18 protein-coding genes are annotated in these 22,202 nt (G+C 62.6%); 12 read left to right on the top strand and 6 right to left on the bottom strand.

Annotated elements, in window-relative coordinates; all coding sequences use genetic code 11:
- The first annotated feature begins 30 nt into the window (after positions 1–30).
- The 6 genes from THIVI_RS13735 to THIVI_RS13710 all read left to right on the top strand — a co-directional run bounded on the left by THIVI_RS13735 (position 31) and on the right by THIVI_RS13710 (position 5,358).
- The gene (locus THIVI_RS13735; protein ID WP_014779177.1) at positions 31–1,239 is read left to right on the top strand and encodes a type II secretion system F family protein; all 1,209 of its coding nucleotides are present in this window, start codon (positions 31–33) and stop codon (positions 1,237–1,239) included.
- A gap of 42 nt (positions 1,240–1,281) precedes the next feature.
- Positions 1,282–1,701 carry a PaaI family thioesterase gene (locus tag THIVI_RS13730; RefSeq protein ID WP_014779176.1) on the top strand — a complete coding sequence of 140 codons (420 nt, stop codon included), beginning with the start codon at positions 1,282–1,284 and terminating at the stop codon, positions 1,699–1,701.
- A gap of 30 nt (positions 1,702–1,731) precedes the next feature.
- Positions 1,732–2,487: a competence/damage-inducible protein A gene (locus tag THIVI_RS13725; protein WP_014779175.1), complete on the top strand. Its 756-nt coding sequence runs from the start codon at positions 1,732–1,734 to the stop codon at positions 2,485–2,487.
- Positions 2,487–2,906 carry an HIT domain-containing protein gene (locus THIVI_RS13720; protein ID WP_014779174.1) on the top strand — a complete coding sequence of 140 codons (420 nt, stop codon included), beginning with the start codon at positions 2,487–2,489 and terminating at the stop codon, positions 2,904–2,906. The genes THIVI_RS13725 and THIVI_RS13720 overlap by 1 nt, the downstream gene beginning before the upstream one ends.
- Positions 2,907–2,992: 86 nt before the next feature.
- Positions 2,993–3,997, top strand: a complete 1,005-nt coding sequence (locus THIVI_RS13715) for a hypothetical protein (RefSeq protein ID WP_014779173.1) — start codon at positions 2,993–2,995, stop codon at positions 3,995–3,997.
- Between the two features lie 65 nt (positions 3,998–4,062).
- Positions 4,063–5,358, top strand: a complete 1,296-nt coding sequence (locus THIVI_RS13710; protein WP_014779172.1) for a peptidase MATCAP family protein — start codon at positions 4,063–4,065, stop codon at positions 5,356–5,358.
- 320 nt (positions 5,359–5,678) lie between these two features.
- Here the strand turns inward: THIVI_RS13710 and THIVI_RS13705 are convergent, their stop codons facing one another.
- Positions 5,679–8,141: a heavy metal translocating P-type ATPase gene (locus THIVI_RS13705; RefSeq protein WP_041447605.1), complete on the bottom strand. Its 2,463-nt coding sequence runs from the start codon at positions 8,139–8,141 to the stop codon at positions 5,679–5,681.
- A 560-nt stretch (positions 8,142–8,701) separates the two neighbouring features.
- Here THIVI_RS13705 and THIVI_RS13695 point away from each other — a divergent pair.
- The 4 genes from THIVI_RS13695 to THIVI_RS13680 are packed head-to-tail and all read left to right on the top strand — an operon-like array spanning position 8,702 to position 15,053.
- Positions 8,702–12,376, top strand: coding sequence for an ATP-binding protein (locus THIVI_RS13695; RefSeq protein WP_014779168.1), 3,675 nt, complete (start codon positions 8,702–8,704; stop codon positions 12,374–12,376).
- Complete coding sequence (locus tag THIVI_RS13690) at positions 12,377–13,021, top strand: hypothetical protein (RefSeq protein ID WP_014779167.1); 645 nt, start codon at positions 12,377–12,379, stop codon at positions 13,019–13,021.
- The gene (locus THIVI_RS13685; protein WP_014779166.1) at positions 13,018–14,238 is read left to right on the top strand and encodes a phosphoenolpyruvate carboxylase; all 1,221 of its coding nucleotides are present in this window, start codon (positions 13,018–13,020) and stop codon (positions 14,236–14,238) included. Before THIVI_RS13690 ends, THIVI_RS13685 begins: the two co-directional genes overlap by 4 nt.
- Positions 14,226–15,053, top strand: a complete 828-nt coding sequence (locus tag THIVI_RS13680; RefSeq protein ID WP_014779165.1) for a DUF7281 domain-containing protein — start codon at positions 14,226–14,228, stop codon at positions 15,051–15,053. The genes THIVI_RS13685 and THIVI_RS13680 overlap by 13 nt, the downstream gene beginning before the upstream one ends.
- Positions 15,054–15,678: 625 nt before the next feature.
- On the opposite strand, the gene THIVI_RS13670 is transcribed toward THIVI_RS13680, so the two are convergent.
- The 3 genes from THIVI_RS13670 to THIVI_RS23765 all read right to left on the bottom strand — a co-directional run bounded on the left by THIVI_RS13670 (position 15,679) and on the right by THIVI_RS23765 (position 17,733).
- Positions 15,679–17,007, bottom strand: a complete 1,329-nt coding sequence (locus THIVI_RS13670) for an MFS transporter (protein ID WP_014779164.1) — start codon at positions 17,005–17,007, stop codon at positions 15,679–15,681.
- Between the two features lie 331 nt (positions 17,008–17,338).
- Complete coding sequence (locus tag THIVI_RS23770) at positions 17,339–17,524, bottom strand: type II toxin-antitoxin system HicA family toxin (protein ID WP_014779163.1); 186 nt, start codon at positions 17,522–17,524, stop codon at positions 17,339–17,341.
- Positions 17,521–17,733, bottom strand: a complete 213-nt coding sequence (locus THIVI_RS23765) for a type II toxin-antitoxin system HicB family antitoxin (protein WP_014779162.1) — start codon at positions 17,731–17,733, stop codon at positions 17,521–17,523. Before THIVI_RS23765 ends, THIVI_RS23770 begins: the two co-directional genes overlap by 4 nt.
- Positions 17,734–18,384: 651 nt before the next feature.
- Here THIVI_RS23765 and ltrA point away from each other — a divergent pair.
- On the top strand, positions 18,385–19,722 hold the full coding sequence (ltrA, locus tag THIVI_RS13665) for a group II intron reverse transcriptase/maturase (RefSeq protein ID WP_157174451.1): 1,338 nt from the start codon (positions 18,385–18,387) through the stop codon (positions 19,720–19,722).
- A gap of 314 nt (positions 19,723–20,036) precedes the next feature.
- On the opposite strand, the gene THIVI_RS13660 is transcribed toward ltrA, so the two are convergent.
- The gene (locus THIVI_RS13660) at positions 20,037–20,270 is read right to left on the bottom strand and encodes an antitoxin (RefSeq protein WP_014779160.1); all 234 of its coding nucleotides are present in this window, start codon (positions 20,268–20,270) and stop codon (positions 20,037–20,039) included.
- Positions 20,271–20,625: 355 nt separating this feature from the next.
- Entirely contained in the window at positions 20,626–21,501 is an 876-nt protein-coding gene (locus THIVI_RS13655) for a toll/interleukin-1 receptor domain-containing protein (protein ID WP_014779159.1), read from the bottom strand.
- Positions 21,502–21,792: 291 nt separating this feature from the next.
- On the opposite strand from THIVI_RS13655, the gene THIVI_RS13650 reads away from it, so the two are divergent.
- Entirely contained in the window at positions 21,793–21,990 is a 198-nt protein-coding gene (locus tag THIVI_RS13650; protein WP_014779158.1) for a hypothetical protein, read from the top strand.
- The last annotated feature ends 212 nt before the right edge of the window (positions 21,991–22,202 follow it).

The following is a 22,202-nucleotide window of genomic DNA, read 5'->3' as shown; positions in this document are numbered from 1 at the left end:
TGACAGGCCGGCGCGACGGCGATCTCCTCGATGCCAAAATTTTTCTATAAAGCCGTGAAGCTCGATGGCGAATCCGTCGAGGGCGAACTCGATGCGGCGGACGAGATGGCCGTGATGCGTCAGCTTCAGAAAGATGGGTTGATCCTGATCGAGGCCCGCACCTCCAAAAGCCTGTTCGCCCGGCTCGGTCGCGCGCGGCGTCGGCGACTGAGCCAAAAAGAGATCGGTATCCTGACCCGCGAGTTGGCAACGCTCCTGGAAGCCGGGATGACCCTGGATCGCTCCTTGCAGATCCTCGTCGATCTCACCGAGCAGGAGCATCTGGTTCGGGTGCTGTCGGATCTTCAGGAGCGGGTGCGCGGCGGGGCTAACTTCTCCAGCGCGCTGGACGCCCAGGACGGTCAATTTCCGCGGCTCTATATCAACATGGTCAAGGCCGGCGAGGCGGGCGGCGCGCTGGATCAGGTGCTCGATCGCCTGGCGGATTATCTGGAGCGACTCGCCGAACTGCGCCAGACCGTCACCTCCGCGCTTGTCTATCCCGCCATTTTGCTGTTCGTCGCCGCGTTCTCGGTCATCCTGCTGCTGGTGTTCGTGGTTCCGCAATTCACGGTTCTGTTCGAGGACATGGGCGCGGCGCTACCGCTGCCGACCCGGATCGTGGTCGCCACGGGGGATCTGTTTCGTAACTATTGGTGGGCCATGCTCTGCGTCATCGCCCTGCTCGCGGTGGTTCTGGAGCGCTGGCTACAGAATCCGCTGGTGCGCGCGCGCGTCGATCATCGGGTACTGGATCTGCCGCTGTTCGGGGATCTGATCTGGAAGATGGAGACGGCCCGGCTCTGTCATACGCTGTCGACCCTGCTCAAAAACGGCCTGCCGCTGTTGAGCGCGCTGACGCTGGCCAGGGAGGTGGTCTCCAATCGCAAGCTGTCGGGTCTGCTGAACGAGGCCGGCGACGACCTCAAGCATGGCCGCGGACTCGCGGGACCGCTGGCGCGACTCCGAGCGCTGCCGGATCTGGCACTCCAGATGATCCGCGTCGGCGAGGAGTCGGGCAGTCTGGATGCCATGCTCGCCAAGGTGGCGAGCATTTACGACCGCGAGACCCGCGTCAGCGTTCAGAGCATGCTGACCCTGCTGGAGCCGATACTGATCATCGGACTTGGCGTCATCGTGGCCGGGATCATCATGTCCATCCTGATGGCGATTCTCGGGGCCAACGAGTTGGTCTTTTGACGTATCCTGTCGTCTCTGTTTTTTTCGTCTCCAAGCCATTCGATGAACGCAGCCCAAATCCACAATTTCTTCCGCAACGACCGCTTTGCCGCCCATGTCGGGATCGAACTCCTTGAAGTCGCGCCCGGTCGCGCGCGCGCCCGGCTGGAGATCGACGACCGGCACCTGAACGCCGTTGGGGTAGCGCATGGCGCGGCCATCTTCAGCCTCGCCGATCTGGTCTTTGCCGTGGCCTCCAACTCGCATGGCACGGTGGCGCTGGGGGTGAACGTCTCGATCTCCTTCATGAAGGCCGCGCGGCGCGGCACCCTGACCGCCGAGGCGGAGGAGGTGTCCATCAACCCCAAACTCGCGACCTATCTGATCCGCGTCCTCGATGAGGAAGAGCACCTGATCGCGCTCTTTCAGGGGACGGTCTACCGCAAGCGCGACACGCTCGACGCGCATCTGCCGTCCGCGTAACGTCGCACCCCGTAACCGCATAGGTGCACCATGAGCGACGCACTCGACATCGATCCCGTCCGCTTCGGTCTGATCGTCATCGCCGACGAGGTGCTCAAGGGCGAGCGGATCGACCGCCATCTGGCCGCCTTCAAGTCGCTGCTCGGCGGTCGCGGACATGAACTGGCCTGGCACTGGCTGCTGCCGGACGACCCGGATGTGCTCACGGCGCATCTGCGCTTTTCGATGGGGCGTCCGGATCCGGTCTTCGTCTGCGGCGGCATCGGCGCGACACCGGACGATCACACCCGCGCCTGTGCCGCGGCGGCGGCGCATGTCGCGCTGGTGCGTCATCCGGACGCGACGACGCTGATTGAAGACAGGTTCGGCGCCGAAGCCTATCCCTACCGCATCCTGATGGCGGATCTGCCGGACGGCGCCGAGCCGATCCCGAATCCGGTCAACCGGATCCCCGGTTTTTCGCTCTGCCGACACTGGTTTCTTCCCGGCTTTCCAAAGATGGCCTGGCCGATGGCCGAATGGGTGCTGGAACGGCGGTTCGGTCGCGCAGCCGTGCTGCGCGAAATGGCCGTCGAGGTGCGCGGAGTTCCCGAGAGCGGTCTGATTCCGCTGATGCGGCATTTGGAGCAGGAGTTTCCGGAACTCAAACTCTTCAGCCTGCCGCATCTGGGCGAGGATCCGCATATCCGGCTCGGTTTCCGGGGTCGCGTCGGGCTGGAAGCGGGAATGCGGGCGCTCCGCGATCAACTCGACCGGGAGTCGTTCGCGTCTTCCGAGCCGTCCTGATGACAGGGTTTGAACTCCATCCCCGTCTTGCCGCCGACACCCATCGGCTGGCCGAATCTCCCGACAGCCTTCTGTTGCTGATGAACAATGCGCTGCTACCCTGGTTCATTCTGGTGCCAAAAACCCGGGAGTTGGAACTGCATCGGCTGGAGTCTGGGATGCGCCAGCGCGTGCGCGATGCAATGGATGCGGTCGCGGGCTTTCTGGAAGCGGAATTTCGACCCGATAAACTCAACATCGCGACGATCGGCAACCTCGTGCCTCAGTTGCACATCCATATGATCGGGCGATTCCGACACGATTTCTGCTGGCCCAACCCGGCCTGGGGTCGGCCGGAACGACAGGTCTACGAGGCGCGAGAGGTCGCGCGGATTCGCGCGGGGGTGCGCGTCCTGCCAGGTTATGCTGTTGCGATCTGATGGATGTCCCGGCTGGCAGTCGGTGCCTGTTGGGGTCGCATTCCCTTCTGACCTGTGCCGAAAATCTACCTGACGGAGGTAATGCCGTGAAACTGTTCCAATCCATTTTCGGCGGCGAGACGCGCGGACGCTATCCGGAATCGCTCATCGACCTGGCGACCGAGCGTGCCGTGGATGGCACCGATTCGCGGCTGCGTCTGCTGCCCGGATACCGCAAGCGTCTGCGCGAGCCCGTGATCAAGGCGATCGACCATGTGGTCGCGCTGGTGGACTCCATCCAGGAGCCGCTGCCGGCGGACGCGCGCGAACATGGACTGGAACCTCGTCTGGCCGCGGTCTTTTCTTCCGCCGGGGACATGCTGGAGCGGTTCGGACGCGACCCGGCGCTGTCGGCATTTCTGGCGAGCGCGGAGGGTCGGGGGTTCGGGCGCGTCACCGCGTTGCTGCTGGCGGAGCGGGTGGAGCGCACGATCCTGGGCATGGATCTGGTCGGCGATCAGGTGCGGCGCGACGTGCCGCAGGTCGCGGTCAGCTTCGCCGGCCACCGTCTGCTCGATCCGCACTCGAGCGAGGCGGAAACCCGTCGCCAGTTGAAGCGCCGCGCCTTCGACCATCTGCTGACCCTGGCGCTGACCCGCATTGCCGAGACGCGCGTGGAGCGGGCCGACCTCACGCGCCAGCGCGATCTGCTGCGGCGCAAGGTGAACGCGCTGGAGCGCGGGGGCTGGAGCTTCGAGCCCGTCGCGGGAGGCGTGCAGGATCCGGCCACGCTGCTGGCAGAGCTGGACGCGATCGGCGCACAGCTGAATGATCTGGGCGTGGATCAGGGTGTCCTCGTCGCCCATCTCGGGATCGTCGTCGACATCCTCGGCGAGGCCCCGCGACAACTCTGGGCCGAGCCGATCACGCTTTGTCTCGACGCCATGAACATCCAGCGCGACGCGCGCGATCCGTCGGCGCGCTCCATCGAGTTTCTGGAATTGCACAACGCCCGCGGTCGGCGCGTCGTCGTGCTGCCGCTGAGCATCGCGCCTGGCGAACTGCCCGCGCGCGAGGATTTGGTGACCGCCGCCCAGCGGTATCTGCAATGAGTGGCGACCGGACTCCGGACGCGAAGCCGTTCATTCTGAATCCGACAGTTTTGGAGTCTTTTCGCATGACCGATGCCACTGAACGGGAGAGAGAGCGCATCCGCGCCGTCGCCGGCCTACTGCACACCGCCTGCAAACCCTTGCGCATCCTGCGTACTCTCGCTTGGGAACCGGAGGTGAAAGAGACCTTCCTGGCGCAGGGCGGACGCGAGCTGCCGCAGGTGAGCTATCCCGCCTTCGACCCGACACCCAGCATCGAGGCGGTGCGCGAGGCGCGGCGCCAGATCGTGCCGGTGACGACCATCGACCTCTGGCTGGACCGTCAGGCCAATGCCATCGAACTCAGCGCGCGGATGCTGGCAGCGGTGGGAACCACGGGGTTCTTCGAGTACGGCCGCCAGCTCTACGGCGAACCGACGGCGCCGCTGCGCTATGTCCCCATCACGCCGCTCGATCTGGCGCAAAGCGTCCTCGACACCATCACGAATCTCGCCCATATCGAAATCCATACCGCTCCGCCCAACTACCACACGGCGGACTCGGTCGCGGCGGAGCTCGACCTCGCGGTGCGTGCCCATTTCGGCGATCAGGCACCCGCCATCGAACTGGTCGACCGGTTGTCCGCCAATGCGCTGGCCACCTCGCAGGCGATCCGGATCCGCCGGGGGGCGCGCTTTACCGACCGCGATTGCGTCCAACTGCTGCATCATGAAGCCTATATCCATGTCGCCACGTCGCTGAACGGCAAGGCCCAGACCGATTTGCCGCTGCTGGCGGCCGGGCATCCGGGCACGACGCGCACCCAGGAGGGTCTGGCCGTTTTCGCGGAGGTGATCAGCGGTTCCATCGAACTCGACCGCCTGAGCCGCCTGGCGGATCGGGTTCTGGCGATTCAGATGGCCATCGATGGCGCGGACTTTCTGGAGGTCTATCGCTATTATCTGGAGCGCACCGGCGACCCGGATCAGGCGTTCGAAAATGCCCGGCGGGTGTTTCGCGGCGGCGTCATTACCGGCGGCGCGCCCTTCACCAAGGATCTGGTCTATCTGCTGGGACTATTGCAAGTGGACAACTTCATCCGCGCCGGCTTCGCCGCCGGGCGGGCCGACTGTCTCAGCCTGCTGTTCTGCGGCAAGCTCGATCTCTTCGACATCCCGGCCCTGTGCGAACTCTACGCGCTGGGTCTGTGTCGTCCGCCGCGCTTTCTCCCGCCCTGGATCAGCGACCCGCGCCATCTGCTCGCCATGCTCACCTTCACGGTGTTCACCAGGCGGATCAGTCTGGAGCCGATCGTCGAGGTGGCGCGCAAGCTGCTGGACAGCGCGCCGATAGTGCGGATGCCGGGGGCCGGGGAGACATAAGGGAAGCGGTATCAGTCCAGCGCGATTTCGGCACGTTCGCCGGCCTTGAGCTTGCGCTTCAGCGACCGTGACCCGCAATGCTTCGCCGAGCGTCCCGGCATCCGCGGCCTTGAGATAGCGTCCGCCCTAGCCCCACATCGACCCGGATGCATCGAGGACGATGATCGAGCGTTGCGCGGCAAAGAGCGGCGGACACAGGATCAGAAGTGTCAGGAGGGTGGCGAGCGGTTTCCACATCGGACGATTTTCTCCGGTTGCGAACGAGGGCGATTGCGGGCGTCGTGTTCGTGGTGAGGCCCTCGAACCATGAACGGCTTAATTTAATGGCAGTGCAACGCCGGCGTGCGGGCGTGCGAGCGAAACCGCCGCAGGCGCAGACTGTTGGTGACGACGAAGAGACTGGAGACGCTCATGGCCGCGGCGGCGAGCATCGGATTCAGCAGCCAGCCGGTCAGCGGATAGAAGACCCCGGCGGCGAGCGGGATGAGTGCGACGTTGTAGGCATAGGCCCAGAAGAAGTTGACCCGGATGGTGCGCAGGGTGCGCCGCGCCAGGATCAGTGCGTCGACCGCCGCCATCAGATCGCCCTGCATCAGGATGACCTCGCCGGCCTCCACCGCGATGTCGGTCCCGGTGCCGATGGCAATCCCCACGTCGGCCTGGGCCAGGGCCGGCGCGTCGTTGATGCCGTCGCCGACGAAGGCGACCCGGCCGCCCTCCCCTTGCAGCCGCCTGACCTCCGCCGCCTTGTCAGCCGGCAGAACCTCCGCCATCACCCGCGCGATGCCGAGTTGCCGCGCCACCGCCTCGGCGGTCCGCTGGCCGTCTCCGGTCACCATGGCGACTTCGACGCCCAGGCCGCGCAGCCGGGCGATCGCCTCGCGGCTGTTGGGCTTGAGCGGATCCGTCACCGCCAGCACGGCGATCAGTCGGCCATCCGCCGCGACATAGATCGGGGTCATGCCGTCGCTGGCCAGACGCTCCGCGATCTCTGCCGCCGCGTCCATCGGCACCGCCAGTCGTTCCATCAGACGCCGGGCGCCGACCGCGACCGCTTGTACGCCAACGCGGGCCTGGATGCCGAACCCCGGCAGCGCCTCGATCGCCTCCGCCTCCTCCAGGACCAGACCCCGTGTGTGCGTGGCGGCGACGATGGCGCTCGCGATCGGATGTTCGCTATGACGCTCGACGGCCGCCGCCAGGGCCAGCGCCTCCGATTCGCTCATACCATGGGCCGACAGTTCGGTCAGCGTGGGGCGCCCCTCGGTCAGGGTGCCGGTCTTGTCCAGCACCAGGATGTCGATCTGCGCCAGGGTCTCAAGGGCGGCACCGCGTCGAAACAGGATGCCCATGGCAGCGCCGCGCCCGGTTGCGACCATGATCGCGGTCGGCGTGGCCAGACCCATGGCGCAGGGACAGGCGATCAGCAGCACGCTGACCGCGGCGACGAAGGCGAAGCTCAGGGCCGGCGTCGGTCCCAGCCAGAGCCAGCTCAGAAAGGTGACAGCGGCCACGGCGATCACCACCGGCACGAAGACCGCCGCGATCTGGTCCGCCACCCGCTGGATCGGCGGTTTGCCGGCCTGAGCGTCCTCGACCAGGCGGATGATTTGGGCCAGCACCGTGTCCGCGCCGACCCGGGTGGCCTGGTAGCGAAAGGCCCCGGTCTGGTTCACGGTGCCGCCGATGACCGCGTCGCCGGGACGCTTGTGGACCGGAACCGGCTCGCCGCTGATCATCGACTCGTCGACATAACTCGTCCCCTCGGTCACCGTCCCGTCCACCGGTAGACGCTCGCCCGGCCGCACCAGGATCAGATCGCCGGGCACCACCGCGGCCACGGGAATTTCCGATTCGCCCTCCGGGCCGAGCACGTGGGCGGTCTTGGGTTGCAGGCCCACCAGGCGGCGGATCGCCTCCGAGGTTCGGCCCTTGGCGAGCGATTCCAGATAACGCCCGAACAGGATCAGGGTCACGATGACAGCAGCGGCCTCGAAATAAAGATTGGCCGTGCCGGCGGGAAACCACTGGGGCCGAATCAGCGCCAGCAGCGAATAGAGATAGGCCGCCCCGCTGCCGAGCGTCACCAAGCTGTCCATGCCGGGGCTCAGATGGCGCAGCTCGACCCAGCCGCGCCGCAGAAAGCGCCGCCCCGCCCAGAATAGGACCGGCGTCGCGAGCGCGCATTCGAGCCAGTGCCAGAGCGCGCGCGGCGCGAGTCCGAGCATGAGCGCGTCCAGTCCGTGCCAGACCATCGGGGCCATGCTGATCACGACGAGCGGCAGGGTTAGCAGGACGGCGATGAATAGGTCACGCCTCAGGCTGGCCAGTTCGCCGGCCTGGCGCGTGCGTTCCGCGTCGGGCGCCCGATCCGGCGCGGCGGGCTCGTAGCCGGCCTGACGGATCGCCTGGGCGATGCGCTCCTGGCTCACCGTGGCGGGCAGGAATTCGATCGCGGCGGATTCAGTACTCAGGTTGACCGTCGCCGCGATGACGCCTGGTAGCGCCTGGATCGCGCGCTCCACCCGTGCCACGCAGGAGGCGCAGGTCATGCCACCCACCCCGATGGCGACCGATTCGATCAGGGGCTCATAGCCGGCGCCACGCACGGCGTCCAGGAGTTCGGGCACCGCGATCCGGTCGAAGCGCACGACGGCCGTTCCCGCTGCGAGATTGACGACGGCCGACTCGACGCCGGGATTGCGGGCGATGGCATGCTCGACCCGCGCCACGCAGGAGGCGCAGGTCATGCCGTCGATCCCGATGCGCATTTCCTGGGTCATGGCAATCTCATTGTCGCTTCCGATGAGCAACGTTATTCCAGCAAGGCCGAGAATTCCCGGCATGGTGCGTGAAAAAGCCTGTTGCCGTCTGCGTCGAGACGCGTGTCAGCATGCATTTTACGTCAGGATCTGTGTCGTGCGCTCCAAACATGAGCGCGACCCATATACCCATCGCGTCGAACGCCTGAACCGTCTGGAATGATCGTGGTCGCCCAACACCTCGCCGGATCGGTGCCCGGAAAGGTCTGAGACGCATTGCGTCCCTCAGCGCGTCGAAATCCACCGGCCCCAGCCAGGGCGACTGATCCAGGCTGTCGATCACCGCTTGGATCTCTATACCATTCTTGATGGCCGAGTCCATCGAGTTTAAAACCGTTCTCGAAATGCACCTAAATGGAGCAGTCAAGATGGCTTAAATGTTTATGACTACGTATAGTTTATTGTTAATTTTTGACTAATCGAGTAGTCCAGACCGACTGGTACCGCGGCCTTCGGAAATGAATGGGGATCCCTTTCCGAGCGTCGCCCCACGCTCCGGATCGCAACTGGAAGGATCCCACATGCCCAGCCTCAATCGCATCGTCCTGATCAACACCCATCTCCAGGGCGTGGTGGAACTCGTCGTGGATGGTCACACCAATATCTGCGGCACCAATGCCTCCGGCAAGACGACCCTGCAGCGGCTGGTGCCGGTGTTCTATGGCGAGTACCCGAGCCGGGTCGTGCCAACGACCCGCGACAGTTTCGAGCGCTGGTATCTGCCCACCGAGCAGAGTTTCATCGTCTACGAATACCGGAACCTGGACGGGCAACTCTGTCAGGCCGTGCTGGCCGCCGCCAAGGATGGCCGGGGCGTGGACTATCGTCTGGTACACAAGGCCTTCGATCTGGCGGACTATACCCGTGCCCGTCAGGGCGACACCCTCACCTGTCTCGGCATGACCGAGTTGGGCCGCCAACTGAAACAGGCTGGTGTGACCGCCAGCCATTTGCTCAATACCCGCGAGTACCGCGCCATCCTGCAGAACGATCGCGGCCAGCTCGGCGCGCGCGGCAACAGCGGCACGCTGCGCTCGTTCGCACGGCAGTTCTCGCTCTGCGAGACGGGGCATTCGCTGCGTCATATCGAAAAACTCGTTCAGGCCGTGCACTCGCGGGAGGGCAAGATGGAAACCGTGCGGTCCATGATCGCCGCCATCCTGGAAGAAGAGGGCGTCACCCCGCCGACCTCGCTGCTCAAGTCCCCGCAGGTGGATGCCTGGATTCGCGAAAGCCAGCTCGTGCAGGGGTTCAACGCGCTGCGCCCCGATTTTGAAAAGCTGGAGCGCGAATACCATGATCTGCTGGACGGCGAACGGCGCCTCGGTGGTCTGCTGCGGGGCTACCGACTCGACGAGCCCCGGCTGCGACAGACGCGGGACGAACAGAGCGCGGCCATCGAACAGAGCGGTTTTGCCCTCAAACAGTTGGAGGAAGGCTGGAAACAGCGATGCGACGGGTTGCACCTGGAACTCTCCGCCGCGCGCGGCGAGATCAGCCGTGCCGAAGACGAGCTGAAACAGATCGAACAGCAGTACCAGGGCTTTCTGGACGCCGAGATCGAGCAGGCACGGGCTGATCTGGACAAGATCGAGATCTGGCGTGATGAGCTGGAGAACCTGCGTGGCCGCTATCGTCTGCTCACCGATCGGCATCAGGATGTGAAACAGGAGCATCTGGAGCGCCGCGAAGCGATCAAGGACCAGCGCGACCGTCGGCTGGACCAGTTGCGCGACCAGCAGACGAGCCTTGGCGAGCAGCGTGACGCTCGGATCGAAGCGCGTAACAGCGAACTCGAAGCCTTGAAACTGCGCCAGCAACAGGAACGCGAGACAGGGCTGGAGGGTTTGCGCGATCAAGAGGGTCAGCACAAACTCGAACGCGAGCGTCTGGATGTCTGGATCCAGAGCGCCGGCTTCACCGAGGATGAAAATCGCTCGCTGGCGATCCTCGATCGGCGTTTGGAGCAGACCGAGGCCGACGTCGAGGCCGCAGATGCCCGGGTGCGTGAGTCGGACGCCCGCGAGCAGGCGCTGCGCCGGCAGCGCGAGGAGGCGAACGTTGCCCTGCGCGCGGCCGCTCATGGGGTCGGCGAGCGTCAAGCGCAACGCGAGGAGGTTCAGCGCCTGCTCTACCCCGGCCAGCATAGCCTGCTGGAATTTCTGCGCCGTGAACTGCCCGGTTGGGAGGCGCATCTCGGCAAGACGATCGACTCGGCCCTTTTGCAGCGGGCCGATCTCAAACCGGCGCTGATCGAGCCGCCGCGGGACGCGCTTTTCGGCGTTTGCCTGGATCTGTCGGCCATCGAGTTGCCCGAGCACGCCGCCGCCGAACCGATTCTGTGCCAGCGTCTACAGCTCGCCGAGGATGCGCTGAAAGATGCGGAGAATCGGCAACAGGCCGCCGAGAAGTCGCTGGGAGATCTCACCAGCGCCCTGGACGAGCAGCATCGCGAGCTGACCCTGGCCGGTGCCAAACAACGTGGCCAGCGCGAAGACTGGCGCCGACTCAAGGATGAGCGGCGCGCGTGCAAGGAGCAACTCGACGAGGCGCTGCGCGAACGCAGGAACGGAGCGCGCAAACAGCGGACCGAGCTGGAGGCTCGGATCCAGCGGCTGGCCGGCGAGCGCCAGCAGTGGCTGGAAGACCTCCGCATCCGGCACGGCGACGCGCAACTGGAACTCAACGCGCATTGGCGGGAGGCGATCGGACGGCTGGATCACGATCTCCGGCAGTTGCGCGACTCCATGGAAGAAGGCAAACGCACGGCCAAGGCCGAGTTGGACGCCTGTACTGCCTGGTTCAACGGCGAACTCAAGTCGCGCGGCCTGGATGAACAGGAAATCATCGGACTGAACCAGCGGATCGGCGTCCTCGACAAGCAGATTAAGCGCGCGGAGCAGCGTCGCCCCGAGGTGCGGCAATACGACGACTGGTTCCAGCTCAATTGGATGACACGCAAACCGAAACTCCAGGACGAATTGGATGACAACCGCCGCCGCGCCGCGACACTCGATCAAGCGCTCAAGTCCGTGAACAGCGACTTCAAGCGCGAACGCAGCCAACTCACGGAGACCCGCGAGCGCGCCATGCATCGAAAAAACGCGTCGGAAGAGCGCATGAACCGACTCAAGAGCCTGCTCGGTCGTTTCAACGCACTGAAGCTGCCCCGCGACGAAGCGCCGCCGGAGGGCGAGATCGACGAGCGTCTGCGCCTTGGCGACGAACTGCTGTACGAGCGCGGTCGGATGCTAGACGCGGTCAAGGGCCATGTGGAGCGTTTCGATACACTGATCGCCGGTCAGTCCGGCTCCAGTTTGGCGGAAACCTGGGAGCGTGGCCGCGAGGACAGCATGATGGTCGACGAGCAGGGGATGCGCCGACTGGACCACCGCAGGCTGGTGCCGCACTTGGCGCAATTGCTCACGGTGATGGTGCCCCAGAGCCTGATGGCGCTGCGCGAGCAGGGCCGGATGTTCGGGCTCGACCTCAACAATTATTACGCTGTCCTGGTCGATATCGATCGGCGCATCGCCGCGCAGAGCGCGCGCATCACCCGCGAAGTCAGCGAGGATCTGTTTCTCGACGGCGTCTCCGACTCCGCGGTGCGCATCCGTTCGCGCATCGGCGAGCTGGAATTCTGGCCGGATCTGCGGGCCTTTATCACAGCCTTCAAGGCCTGGCGGGAGGACGACTTCAGCGGTCTGCCCGGCGAGGATTATATCGGCAGCCTGCGCCGGGCACTCGACATCATCGGCCGCTCGGCCCAGAGCGGGAACATCGCCGGGCTGCTGGAGATCGAACTGCGCCTGCGCGAGGGCCGCAGCGATCTGGTGATCCGCACCGACCGCCAGCTCAGCGAATCCTCCAGCCACGGCATGGCCTATCTGATTCTCTGCAAGTTTCTGCTGGCCTTCACGCGGCTGCTGCGCGGCAACGCGCCGGTGACGATCCACTGGCCCATCGACGAGTTGGGAACCCTGCACTATCAGAATGTGAAAAAGATTTTCGATGCCTGCACCGCGAACGGCATCCATGTGCTGGGCGCCTTTCCCAACCCGGATTCGGAGGTGCTCGGACTCTTCGCCAACCGCTACATCGTCAACAAACAGACCCGTCAACTCCAGGTCGTCAAGCCACGCGCGGACGCCATCGCGGCCATGTTGCGGCAACGTCAGGCCGAGGAGGCATTGTAGATGCTGTCGGGCAAGGGACAGGTCATCGAGCGACTGCTCCAGGGCGCCTTCATCTGTCGTACCACCGACGAGGACGGCTGGCGTTTTTTGAAGATTTCGGGCAATCGCGAGCAGGTGGACGCCTATCTCGGTCAGCTCAATCGGCTGGTCGCCACGGTCGGAGCCGGGGCCGCCGACAGCGAGGTCTTTTTCTGCGGCTACCGCGCTTTGGGCGAGGCCGAGCGGCGGGTGATCGGTCAGCAGTTTCGCGACATCTGTCAGAGTCTGACCCCGCTCGTCGAATGGCTGGTTTTGGTTCAGGAAGCGGCCGGTCAGGATGCGCCCTTGACCGAGGGCGCACCGGTACGCTTGAACGAATTGCAGACCATCATCGAGGACACCCCGGCCTTGCGCGAGCAGTTGACCAGCCTCTGCCGTCATCGGCTGTTCAACTCCAGCAGCGCCGCGGTCGACGGCCAGGTCAAGCAAGTCTTCAAGCGGTTGTGCGAACTTGGCTATCTGATCCGGCCCAATTCGGAAAAACAGATCTATCTGGCGACCGGCAAGCTGGACTATCTCTACGAAGTCATCCGCTTCATCGACGAAGCCGAGAATCTGAACCTGGAAGCCCAGGCCGAGTCCGCCGTGCAGGGGCAATTGCTGTGAACGCCAATCCGCATCCGTCCGGGGTGCGCTTTCTGCGTCTGCTCGGGCACCAGGCCGAGCCCATCATGGATGCCTATCTGTCCGGATCGGTGGCAGATCAGGCGCTGGAGCCCGGCGTGCGGGACAGTCTCGTCAAGCACGGCGTGCTCTACCGTCCCGAGCCCGGCGCCGATCTGCACCTGCGGCGGACGGTTCGGGCGCTGCTCGAGGAGGCCCTGCGCGATGACCGCAACCGCCAGATCGATGCCAACACCGGCGCGGCGCTGCTGACCTTCAAGACGCTGGCGAATCATTATCGCGAGGCCCATCATCAGGGCGATTATGCCGCCGCCGACGTCTATCTGGCCGATCTGAAGGAGCATGTCTATGCCTTTGGCGAGGCGCTGATCCACGCCATCCGCGTGCTCTGGAGCCGCATCAACAACGAGTTCGGCTATGTCGGCACGCTCAACGCCAGGATTCGCGAGAACGAGCTGGCGCAGTCCCAGGTGAGCGACCTGCTCACGGGGCTGGAACTGGTCCGTTTCGAGGAACTCGCCGAGAGCGCCGGCGATCTGCGCGAACTGCGTCATCTGCTGGTGACCAACCTGCAGCGCACCATCGGCGCCGCGGTCCAGGAACTGAGCCTGGCGCAGAGCCGGCTGCTGGAGCTGTTGGGCCGCTTCCGCCAGATTCGCGGGCGAACCCGGCTGCTCAAGGGCTGGCTGCTCCATGTGGGACAACATCCGGAGTATCGAGTCGGTCCCCACGCCGCCGGCAGCGCGATCCCCTCACTCTTCAACCGGGCCGCGCCGGGCTTGGCCCCGGCAAATCCGAACATTCACGATCAGACGCAGGAGTCCGAACTGCTGGCCCTGCTGTCGCGGATCCGCGCCCTGCATCCGCGCGACCCGACCGTCCGCAGCCTGGCCGACGCGCCCGAGCTGACGCTGACCGCACCTGAGGAGTTTGACGTGGAGAGCAGCCCGATCCGCGCCGCGGTGGACGCCTATTTCTGTCAGGTCATCGATCTCGGCCTGCCGCTTTCAGCCCTGGACTACCGCCAGGGGCAGGCGCTGCACTGGGACGCGGAAAGCTGGCTGTACCAGGTGATTGGCGTCTACGCGGGCCTGCCCGAGGAGCAGAAGCAGTGCTTCGAGCTGGAGACCCTCGGTGAGCCGCATCCGCTCTATAGCGGCAATTTCATTATTCGGGATCTGCGTCTATGGCTGAACTGACCAGGCGTCATCTGCTGGCGGTGCATCGTTTGCTGCGCGAGCGTCTCGACAAGGTGCCGAACTCGGCCGTCTGGGAGCGGATTCGGTTGACCTTCGAGATCGGGGAGGCCAGGGGCCGGGATCTGCATTTCAGTGACGAGGAACGCCAACTCCTGCGCGAGCAGTGCCGGTTGGCCTGGGGCTTCGATCCATTGGACGGGGTTCCGCAAGGCAATCGGCGCGAGGTCGCGGTCAGCGCCATCGACGAGAAGATCGCCGCCGAACGCCCCGACGACCGGCATGTGCTGGTCAAGGGTCGCCTGCCCGAACCCCTGCCGCCGCTTGCATCCGACCTGAGTTTGCGCTTGCCCATCTCCAGTCTGAATCCAGACGCCATCGGTCAGGTCGTGGTCATCGAGAATCTGGATAGTTTCGACGACTGGCACGCCTTCCGCTCGCCCGACGAACTGGCGGATGCCCTGGTGCTCTATCGCGGCCACGGCGGACTGGCCAGAGGCGCCCGCAACCTGCTGTCCGTCCTACCCGAACACAGCCCTGTCACCGTCTTTCCCGACTGGGATCCAGCCGGCCTGCAGATCGCCCAGACGCTGCCTCGGGCCGACGGTCTGCTGGTGCCTGAACTGAACGAGCGGTTGCTGGCCAAGGGCAGTCCGGAGCATTTTGCCAGGCAGCATCGACAAATCCGCTTTCTGGACAGCGTGGAACTCGATCGCTGGCAGTCCGTCTGGGCGGCAATGAAAGCCGCCCGGATCAGTCTCAAACAGCAGCATATGCTGGCCTTGGACGCGACGCTGGAGCGGATTCCCCGTCGTTGAACCGGTGTCCGTGTCGGGAGGCGTCGCGTTGCGAGTGAGCGGCCAGTTCGCGCAGCGCGAGCAGGGTCGAGGGCGAGATCCGCGGGAATTGGCCGTTTCGGGCATCCAGGTCAGTCTTCGGAGCGATCTTGCAAACCGAGACGGACACGCGCGGCAATTCTCAATATGGCTCGATGAAGCGAACAACCCAGACGAATCATCACTGCCATTAAGTTAAGGATTTTCCGTTCGCCCTGAGCTTGTCGAAGGGCGAACGGAAAATCCTAAGCCCCTGAGCGTAAAGCCGTTCATGGTTCGACCCTTCGACGGGCTCAGGACTCACCACGAACGGATGCAATGTCACCACGAAAGTGGGTATGAGCTTTTCCGGAAATCGCCTTAAGTCAAGCCGTTCATGGTTCGAGGGCCTCACCACGAACGGCTTCAGGACCACCACGAACGGCTTCAGGAGACGGCAAACGTCAAGCCATGCCGAGAATTGCTGGGACACGCGGATTCACGTTGACGTGGAAGAATACTGGCAATCGTCTTGGCCAGCGTTTCGGGGAGCTGGAACCCGCGAACATTGATGCCGTCTTTGCGTTCCAGGCGGCAGGCTGACGGACGCCCGGCTCCACCATCCGCATTAGATCGCCGTCGCCGCGCGCATCTCCTCGATCGCCGGCTTGACCGGATACCGGAGACGAACATAGACGCTGGCGAACATCAACAGGATATTGATAACCCCCACCACCACGAAGGGCGCGCGCGGGTCGATCCGGTCGAACAGATGCCCGCCCACGAAGGTGATCAGCAGAATCCCGATGGCGCCGGCGACGTTGAAGGCGCCCAGCACCGAACCGCGCTGCGCGGGCGGCGCCTCCTGTCCGATCAGCGATTGACCGCCCAGAAAGACGCTGATCTGGCCAATCCCGAGCAGGATGAAGAAGATCAGGCCATGACTGGCCAGCGGATCGTCGAGCAGCAGGAGCGCCAGATTGCCCAGCGCGGCCAGCGCCATGCAGACCGCCAGCGCGCTGGCCCGGTCGATGCGGTCGAGCAATGGTCCCAGGATCGGTGCCCATACCAGGGCCGCGATCTGGGCGATCACGAAGATCAGGGTGCCGCCCATCACCGCCGCCGCCGGTTCCAGCCCGGCGGCCTTGCCGGCGAGCGTGCCCCAGAGGATCAAAAAGACGGCATTCACGGATTGATCGCCGCGGGCGATGAAGGCCGCCGAGTAGGCCAGCAGGATGCGCGGATTGCGCGCCTGCGAGAACCCGCCGACCAGAAGATCCCGCACGCTCGGGCGTTCCTCGTGACGGATCGGCAGACCGGGCTTGAGTCCCCACACGAGAAAGGCGGCGACCGCGACCGAGAGTCCGGCGACGATGAAATGGGTCAGACGGCCTGCCGCGACCCCATCGATACCCGCACCAGCAAACACCTTCGGCAGCGCGCCGAAGCCCTGACTGATGAAGACGACGCCCAGTCCGCTCATCAGCCCCACGAGCGCGACCAGCTTTCCACGCGAGCATTCGGCCGGATAATCGGCCAGCACGGTCGAGAGCCCCCCGGCGACCGTGACCACGGCCATGGCGTAGACGATGCGATAGACATAGAGCGCGTCGACCGATTCGGCGAAGGGATAGAGCGCATAGGTCAGGGCCAGCAGGAGAAAGCCCGCGGCATAGACGGGTCGGCGCCCAACCCGGTCCATCAGGATTCCGGCGGGCAGAAACAGCAGCAGCGTAAGGATCTCGGTGAAAAAGACCAGATTGCCGCTGATGGCGCCCTGCTCGGACGAGGGAATGTGGAGATGTTCGTTCAGGATGTACGTCTGGCCGATGGAAATGAAGATCATCAGGCCGATGGAAAAAAAGGCGGCGATGAGAAAGGTCCAGCCGTGGCGCGGCAGGACGCCGGGGGCGAGACGGAGCGGGCCGATTCGGTAACTAAGCGCTTGATCAGGCATGTCGTGTGTGATCTCGGGATGGTCTGGGCGTGTTGGCGATGGTCGATGGGCGTCGTTTGCCGCGCTGACGCGGCTGATGGGATGCCGGCCTCCGCAGGACCGACAGGATACCGCTTGGAAGGCGATTCCTTGGACGTACAGATAAAAGATACGCTACCTGGCTACCTGGCTACCTGGCTACCTGGCTACCTGGCTACCTGGCTACCTGGCTACCTGGCTACCTGGCTACCTGGCTACCTGGCTACCTGGCTGCACCTAATGATAATGCAAAATACAAAACGACAAGCTCGACGGCGCAATACGGACTCGGTTTGAGGTGCTTGTTTGCCGATTAAGGCAATTGAATCTTCAGATCTTTACAAATTTTGTGCGCCATAAGATCTTTGATCTCACTATGGCGTGGAACTGCTGTCAGTTCACCATTACTTGGGTTTTTCCAAATCGCGTGTCTGCTGCCTTCCCTTAACAAAACACATCCGTTTTTTGTTAAATGCTGAATAAGCTTGCTTCTTTTCATATAGCTAATGGAACTTCCTCAAAATCCCTTTCCGCCAGTCTGCGAGACTCCTCTGCTCTTAGTTCTAAAATGTCAATAACGGCGTCTTTTAAGCTGACCAATAATTCTTCTTTCGTCTTTTCTTGTGCATTAGCGCCGGGAATCTCTTCAACCCAACCCAGCCACCAGTCGCCATCCTTTTTCACAATAGCAGTGAATTCGGCTTTCATATTTCTTGACCCATGTTTGAGAAGTCAGAGTTTCTTGGCTTAACGCCATGCTCGGCTGAAGCACATCGTTAGGAGATTTATACAGCTTCGTTCAGTGCTCAGAAAACAATTCGACCCAGTCCCCTTTAATTATGATCTGGAAAAAATAAATCTGTCCGTTCGCAGTAACAACAGTCAGTCTAGCGGGTTAAAGTCCCGTCCGGGGAGTTGTCCGTACCCCTCGGTAGCATGAGGAAGCGGCGTCTTGGTAACAAGGGGTCGTGAGTTTCCTCCCAGCAAAAGAGCAGGCCGTAACGCAAGTGAACCTAGAGGTAGCCTCGTAATATTAGGTTGGAGACGCCGACCCTGTGGACAGAAGGGGAAGGCCGTTGGGTGGCCATTGGAAGAACGGAAGTGATGGTCATCGTCTCTCGGGGTAGCAGGGGCGGCATGTTCTTGAAGATTGATCTGTCCAGTGCTGGAGATCCGTGGCGGGAGGTGGAGAGAGGCCACCCACGTCGGCGTATAAGGCAACGAAATCGTCGCCGCCTGTCGCGGAAGTCGGAGGGGTTCATGGTACCGCTTGAGACTGAGGGACAACACAACCCTTGGTCGAGGGAAGGAACCCTACTTTGTTCACGCAACCGAAGAGTGGAGGATCAGGGGATTGCCATGTCGCTAACAACCCCGGAGACGATCAGGACACTCCAGAGGAAGCTCTACACCAAGGCCAAGCAAGAACCGGCCTACCGCTTCTACGCGCTCTATGACAAGGTGTACCGGGAAGACATCCTCCGTCACGCCTGGAATCTTGTCCGGTCAAATGGAGGCAGCCCCGGTAGTGATGGGGTCAGCTTCGAGGCCATCGAGCAAGGCGAAGGGGTAGAAGGGTTTCTGAAGGGCCTCGCAGAGGAACTGCGCGAGAAACGCTACCGCGCCCAACCGGTACGGCGTGCGATGATCCCCAAAGGGGATGGCCGCGAACGGCCGCTGGGGATACCCACCATCCGCGACCGGGTGGTGCAAATGGCCGTCAAGCTGGTGATCGAGCCGATCTTCGAGGCGGACTTTACGCCGCACTCCTACGGGTTTCGACCCCAACGCTCGGCACACGATGCGATCGACGATATTGCCAACGCACTCTGGGCCGGTCACACCCACGTGATTGACGCTGATTTGTCGAGCTACTTCGACACCATCCCCCATGCCAACTTAATGACCGTGGTGGCCGAACGCATGACCGACGGAGCCATCCTAGCGCTTCTGAAGCAATGGCTGAAGGCACCCATCATCGGCGTGGACGATCAAGGAAAACGTAGGACGGTGGGCGGAGGAAAAGCCAACCGGGTTGGGACGCCGCAAGGCGGTGTCATCTCTCCGCTGTTGTCGAATCTCTACCTGCATCTGCTCGATCGTATTTGGGACCGACATCGGCTGAAAGACAAACTGGGGGCGCACATCGTCCGCTATGCGGATGATTTTGTCGTGCTCTGCAAGCAGGGTGTGGAAGAACCGCTGAAGGTGGTGCGCCACGTCACGGATCGACTGGGTCTGACGCTCAATGAGACCAAGACCCACGTCGTGGACGCCAAGGAAACCGGCTTTCACTTTCTGGGCTTCACGCTCCAGATGAGCCAAGGCGCCAAGACCGGCAAATGGTACCCGAACGTGCGCCCGTCGGACAAAGCTGTGGCTAAAATCACGGCGAAAGTGACGGACCTCACACGCCGGGAACTGACCTGTATCCCGCTCGACGATGTGGTGGGGAGTGTCAACCGCAGCCTGCGTGGCTGGGCGGGCTACTTCCATTTCCGCAATTCCAGTCTGGCGATGAGTAAGGTCCGGAACCACGCCGAACAGCGGCTGCGAATCCACTTGCGCAAGCGACACAAGGTCAAGAACTGGAAAGCGGGTTACGCCAAATTCCCGTCTCGCGACCTCTATGACCGCCATGGACTGCACCCACTCCCGAAAGGTCCCGGCTGGAAGACAGCGCATGCCATGGTGTGAAGAACATCGGAAAGCCGTGTGCGGGAGAACCGCATGCACGGTTTGATGAGGGAGGGCTGGGAGTCACAGCCATGTCCTGGCTATTTAGGCACCGCGAAACGAAAGGCGCGGTAACAGATAAGCCATGGCTACCGCGATGGGCGACCTGCTCTCTACTCTACCCTTTTCCCCCCCTGTCCCCTTTTCCCCGCCGTCCCCTTTTCCCCGCCGCGCGCGGCGATACAGTCGCGGATGCGCCCTGCGGGCCGACGCACGAGATCGGAGACGATGTTGGTATCGAGCAGATAGGCGGGCTTGGGCATCGCGGGGAGCCGCTAGAGATCGACCGGCTCCGGCGCCGGGTCGTGGATGTCCGGGAAGGTGTCGTCGATGGGGTCGAGGGTCGCCAGCACCGCGAGCAGTCTCGGCGGCGGCACTGGCTCGATGATGAGGCGGTCGCCTTCCTTGCGAATCAGTGCTTCCTTGCCGGGCAGTTCGAAGTCCCGCGGGATGCGAATCGCTTGATTGCTGCCATTGGTGAAGAGGGTGGCGCGGCGGGGTGCGTTCATGAGTTCTGATCGACTGGGCATAGGTTACGGCATAGGTTAGCACGAGACGGACAAGGTCACGCGATTCACAAAAAAGGGGACGGATTTATTTCTTGCAGTCTGCAAATAATAAATCTGTCCCCATTTATGGTCATAATAAATCTGTCCCCATTTATCGTGCCTTGGTGTGAAGAACATCGGAAAGCCGTGTGCGGGAGAACCGCATGCACGGTTTGATGAGGGAGGGCTGGGAGTCACAGCCATGTCCTGGCTATTTAGGCACCGCGAAACGAAAGGCGCGGTAACAGATAAGCCATGGCTACCGCGATGGGCGACCTGCTCTCTACTCTACCCTTTTCGCGTTTTCGCGCGGAGCTTACATGCCGTAGTACTTACTGCTGAAGCCGACCGAAAGAGGCGCACCGTCATAAAGGCAGGAAACGCTGACCTTCAATCGCTTCTTGTGGTCGTAGTACGTGTGGAAGTGCGTCTTCTTGTGAACCAACTCCAGTTCCGAGGGATTGATGCTTAAGGCTCCCAGAACCACTTCGGAATCAAAGTCTTGATCTTGCCGATGGGGCGCAGTTCTCTTGAGTTCTACGTCCACGTAGCTGATGAAGTTGCCTTCAGTTTCGAGGCACATGTGGCACTCATCCGTATCAAGGATGATGTTCCCGACATCATTTGGAGTTCCACCAGTGGTGCGGGCTGCGTCTTGAATAGTCATGCCTATGTACTGGAACGGGCGATGAAATGGGCGTGAGAGCATCGGCAATGCTTTGTTCCACGCCTTGTCCAGTGCCTGACCCAGATTTGTGACGCTGGCCGGCGGAGCGTATGCGTTCTTGTTGAAGACGACGCCGATGCTTCGGACTAGGTCTTCGAGGGCAGTTGGATAACGACTGTCTTCGGTAAAGTCTGCGTAGCGCTTCCCCAGTAAGAACCCTGGCAGATCGCACGTTCGGTACATCAACGGCAAGACCTTTACTCGACGCCCCATGATTTCCTGGTTCATGGCGACGTCGACCTCACGTTGAACCCACGGGGAGGCAACGGAGTTTGGCGAAAGCACGACTGCGACGAAGTCAACTTTGTCGATCCCGGCGCGAATCTTCTCGATCAGCGATTCGCCAATTTTGATTTCGGCTTCATCCAACCAGTATGGAATCCCTTGATTGTCCAAGTCAGCGGCGAGGCGTTGGACAAAGGGTTTATCGGCGTGGTTGTGGCTCAGGAAGACGCTTGGAAGCATGGTGATGGTGGTTTCGCAGGCCTAAAGTAGTGAATTAGACAGAATCTGTAATTATGGCGCTAGACAGATTCCGCGTTTGCTGTACTAGACAGAATCCGCCTAATCTCCACAACGACCACGCTTGGCACCGGTGGGTTTCTGCACCAAGGCCTCCGCAATCCGTGTCGCCTCACCGGAGACTAAGCGATGACGGAAAACCAGTCAAACCATAAGGAAAACCCCGTTCTTTCTGGAATCGCTACCGGCAAAATTTTCAAGAGTCAGGTATTCATTTTTCCTTATGACTGCTGAATGGTGATCCTCGCAGGGCATGACATCGCGGCCGATCCGGATCGGACGTTGGCCGAGCAATCGCCCGAGGATGTGGACGCCCACCTTGCCGAATTGCGACAGGAACTTGGATTGAAGAAAACACGCTTTCGCGAGCACAACCGACAAGATATCGGCTGCACCAGAGCCGACAAGCCAGCAATTCTCAGTATGACCTGATGGAGCGAAAAACCCATAGGAATCAGAGGATCAGTGAAGGGTTTCCCGTTCGTCCTGAGTCCTGAGCGGAGCCGAAGGGTCGAAGGGTCGAAGGATGAACGGGAAACCCTAAGCCTCTGAGCGTGAAGCCGTTCATGGTTCGACAAGCTCACCACGAACGGCTTCAGGCAGCCTTATCCCTGCTTTCCGGACAGAGAAGGCGAAACGGTCAA

The sequence above is a fragment of the Thiocystis violascens DSM 198 genome, from assembly GCF_000227745.2.
GTDB lineage: Bacteria > Pseudomonadota > Gammaproteobacteria > Chromatiales > Chromatiaceae > Chromatium > Chromatium violascens.
This window is presented reverse-complemented; position numbering and strand designations above follow the sequence as displayed.

Bases quoted from the DNA above. Each gene is read 5' to 3' on its own strand.
- THIVI_RS13735 (WP_014779177.1), top strand. From the start codon at position 31: ATGCCAAAATTTTTCTATAAAGCCGTGAAGCTCGATGGCGAATCCGTC.
- THIVI_RS13730 (WP_014779176.1), top strand. From the start codon at position 1,282: ATGAACGCAGCCCAAATCCACAATTTCTTCCGCAACGACCGCTTTGCC.
- THIVI_RS13725 (WP_014779175.1), top strand. From the start codon at position 1,732: ATGAGCGACGCACTCGACATCGATCCCGTCCGCTTCGGTCTGATCGTC.
- THIVI_RS13720 (WP_014779174.1), top strand. From the start codon at position 2,487: ATGACAGGGTTTGAACTCCATCCCCGTCTTGCCGCCGACACCCATCGG.
- THIVI_RS13710 (WP_014779172.1), top strand. From the start codon at position 4,063: ATGACCGATGCCACTGAACGGGAGAGAGAGCGCATCCGCGCCGTCGCC.
- THIVI_RS13705 (WP_041447605.1), bottom strand. From the start codon at position 8,141: ATGACCCAGGAAATGCGCATCGGGATCGACGGCATGACCTGCGCCTCC.
- THIVI_RS13695 (WP_014779168.1), top strand. From the start codon at position 8,702: ATGCCCAGCCTCAATCGCATCGTCCTGATCAACACCCATCTCCAGGGC.
- THIVI_RS13690 (WP_014779167.1), top strand. From the start codon at position 12,377: ATGCTGTCGGGCAAGGGACAGGTCATCGAGCGACTGCTCCAGGGCGCC.
- THIVI_RS13680 (WP_014779165.1), top strand. From the start codon at position 14,226: ATGGCTGAACTGACCAGGCGTCATCTGCTGGCGGTGCATCGTTTGCTG.
- THIVI_RS13670 (WP_014779164.1), bottom strand. From the start codon at position 17,007: ATGCCTGATCAAGCGCTTAGTTACCGAATCGGCCCGCTCCGTCTCGCC.
- THIVI_RS23770 (WP_014779163.1), bottom strand. From the start codon at position 17,524: ATGAAAAGAAGCAAGCTTATTCAGCATTTAACAAAAAACGGATGTGTT.
- THIVI_RS23765 (WP_014779162.1), bottom strand. From the start codon at position 17,733: ATGAAAGCCGAATTCACTGCTATTGTGAAAAAGGATGGCGACTGGTGG.
- ltrA (WP_157174451.1), top strand. From the start codon at position 18,385: ATGTCGCTAACAACCCCGGAGACGATCAGGACACTCCAGAGGAAGCTC.
- THIVI_RS13660 (WP_014779160.1), bottom strand. From the start codon at position 20,270: ATGAACGCACCCCGCCGCGCCACCCTCTTCACCAATGGCAGCAATCAA.
- THIVI_RS13655 (WP_014779159.1), bottom strand. From the start codon at position 21,501: ATGCTTCCAAGCGTCTTCCTGAGCCACAACCACGCCGATAAACCCTTT.
- THIVI_RS13650 (WP_014779158.1), top strand. From the start codon at position 21,793: ATGGTGATCCTCGCAGGGCATGACATCGCGGCCGATCCGGATCGGACG.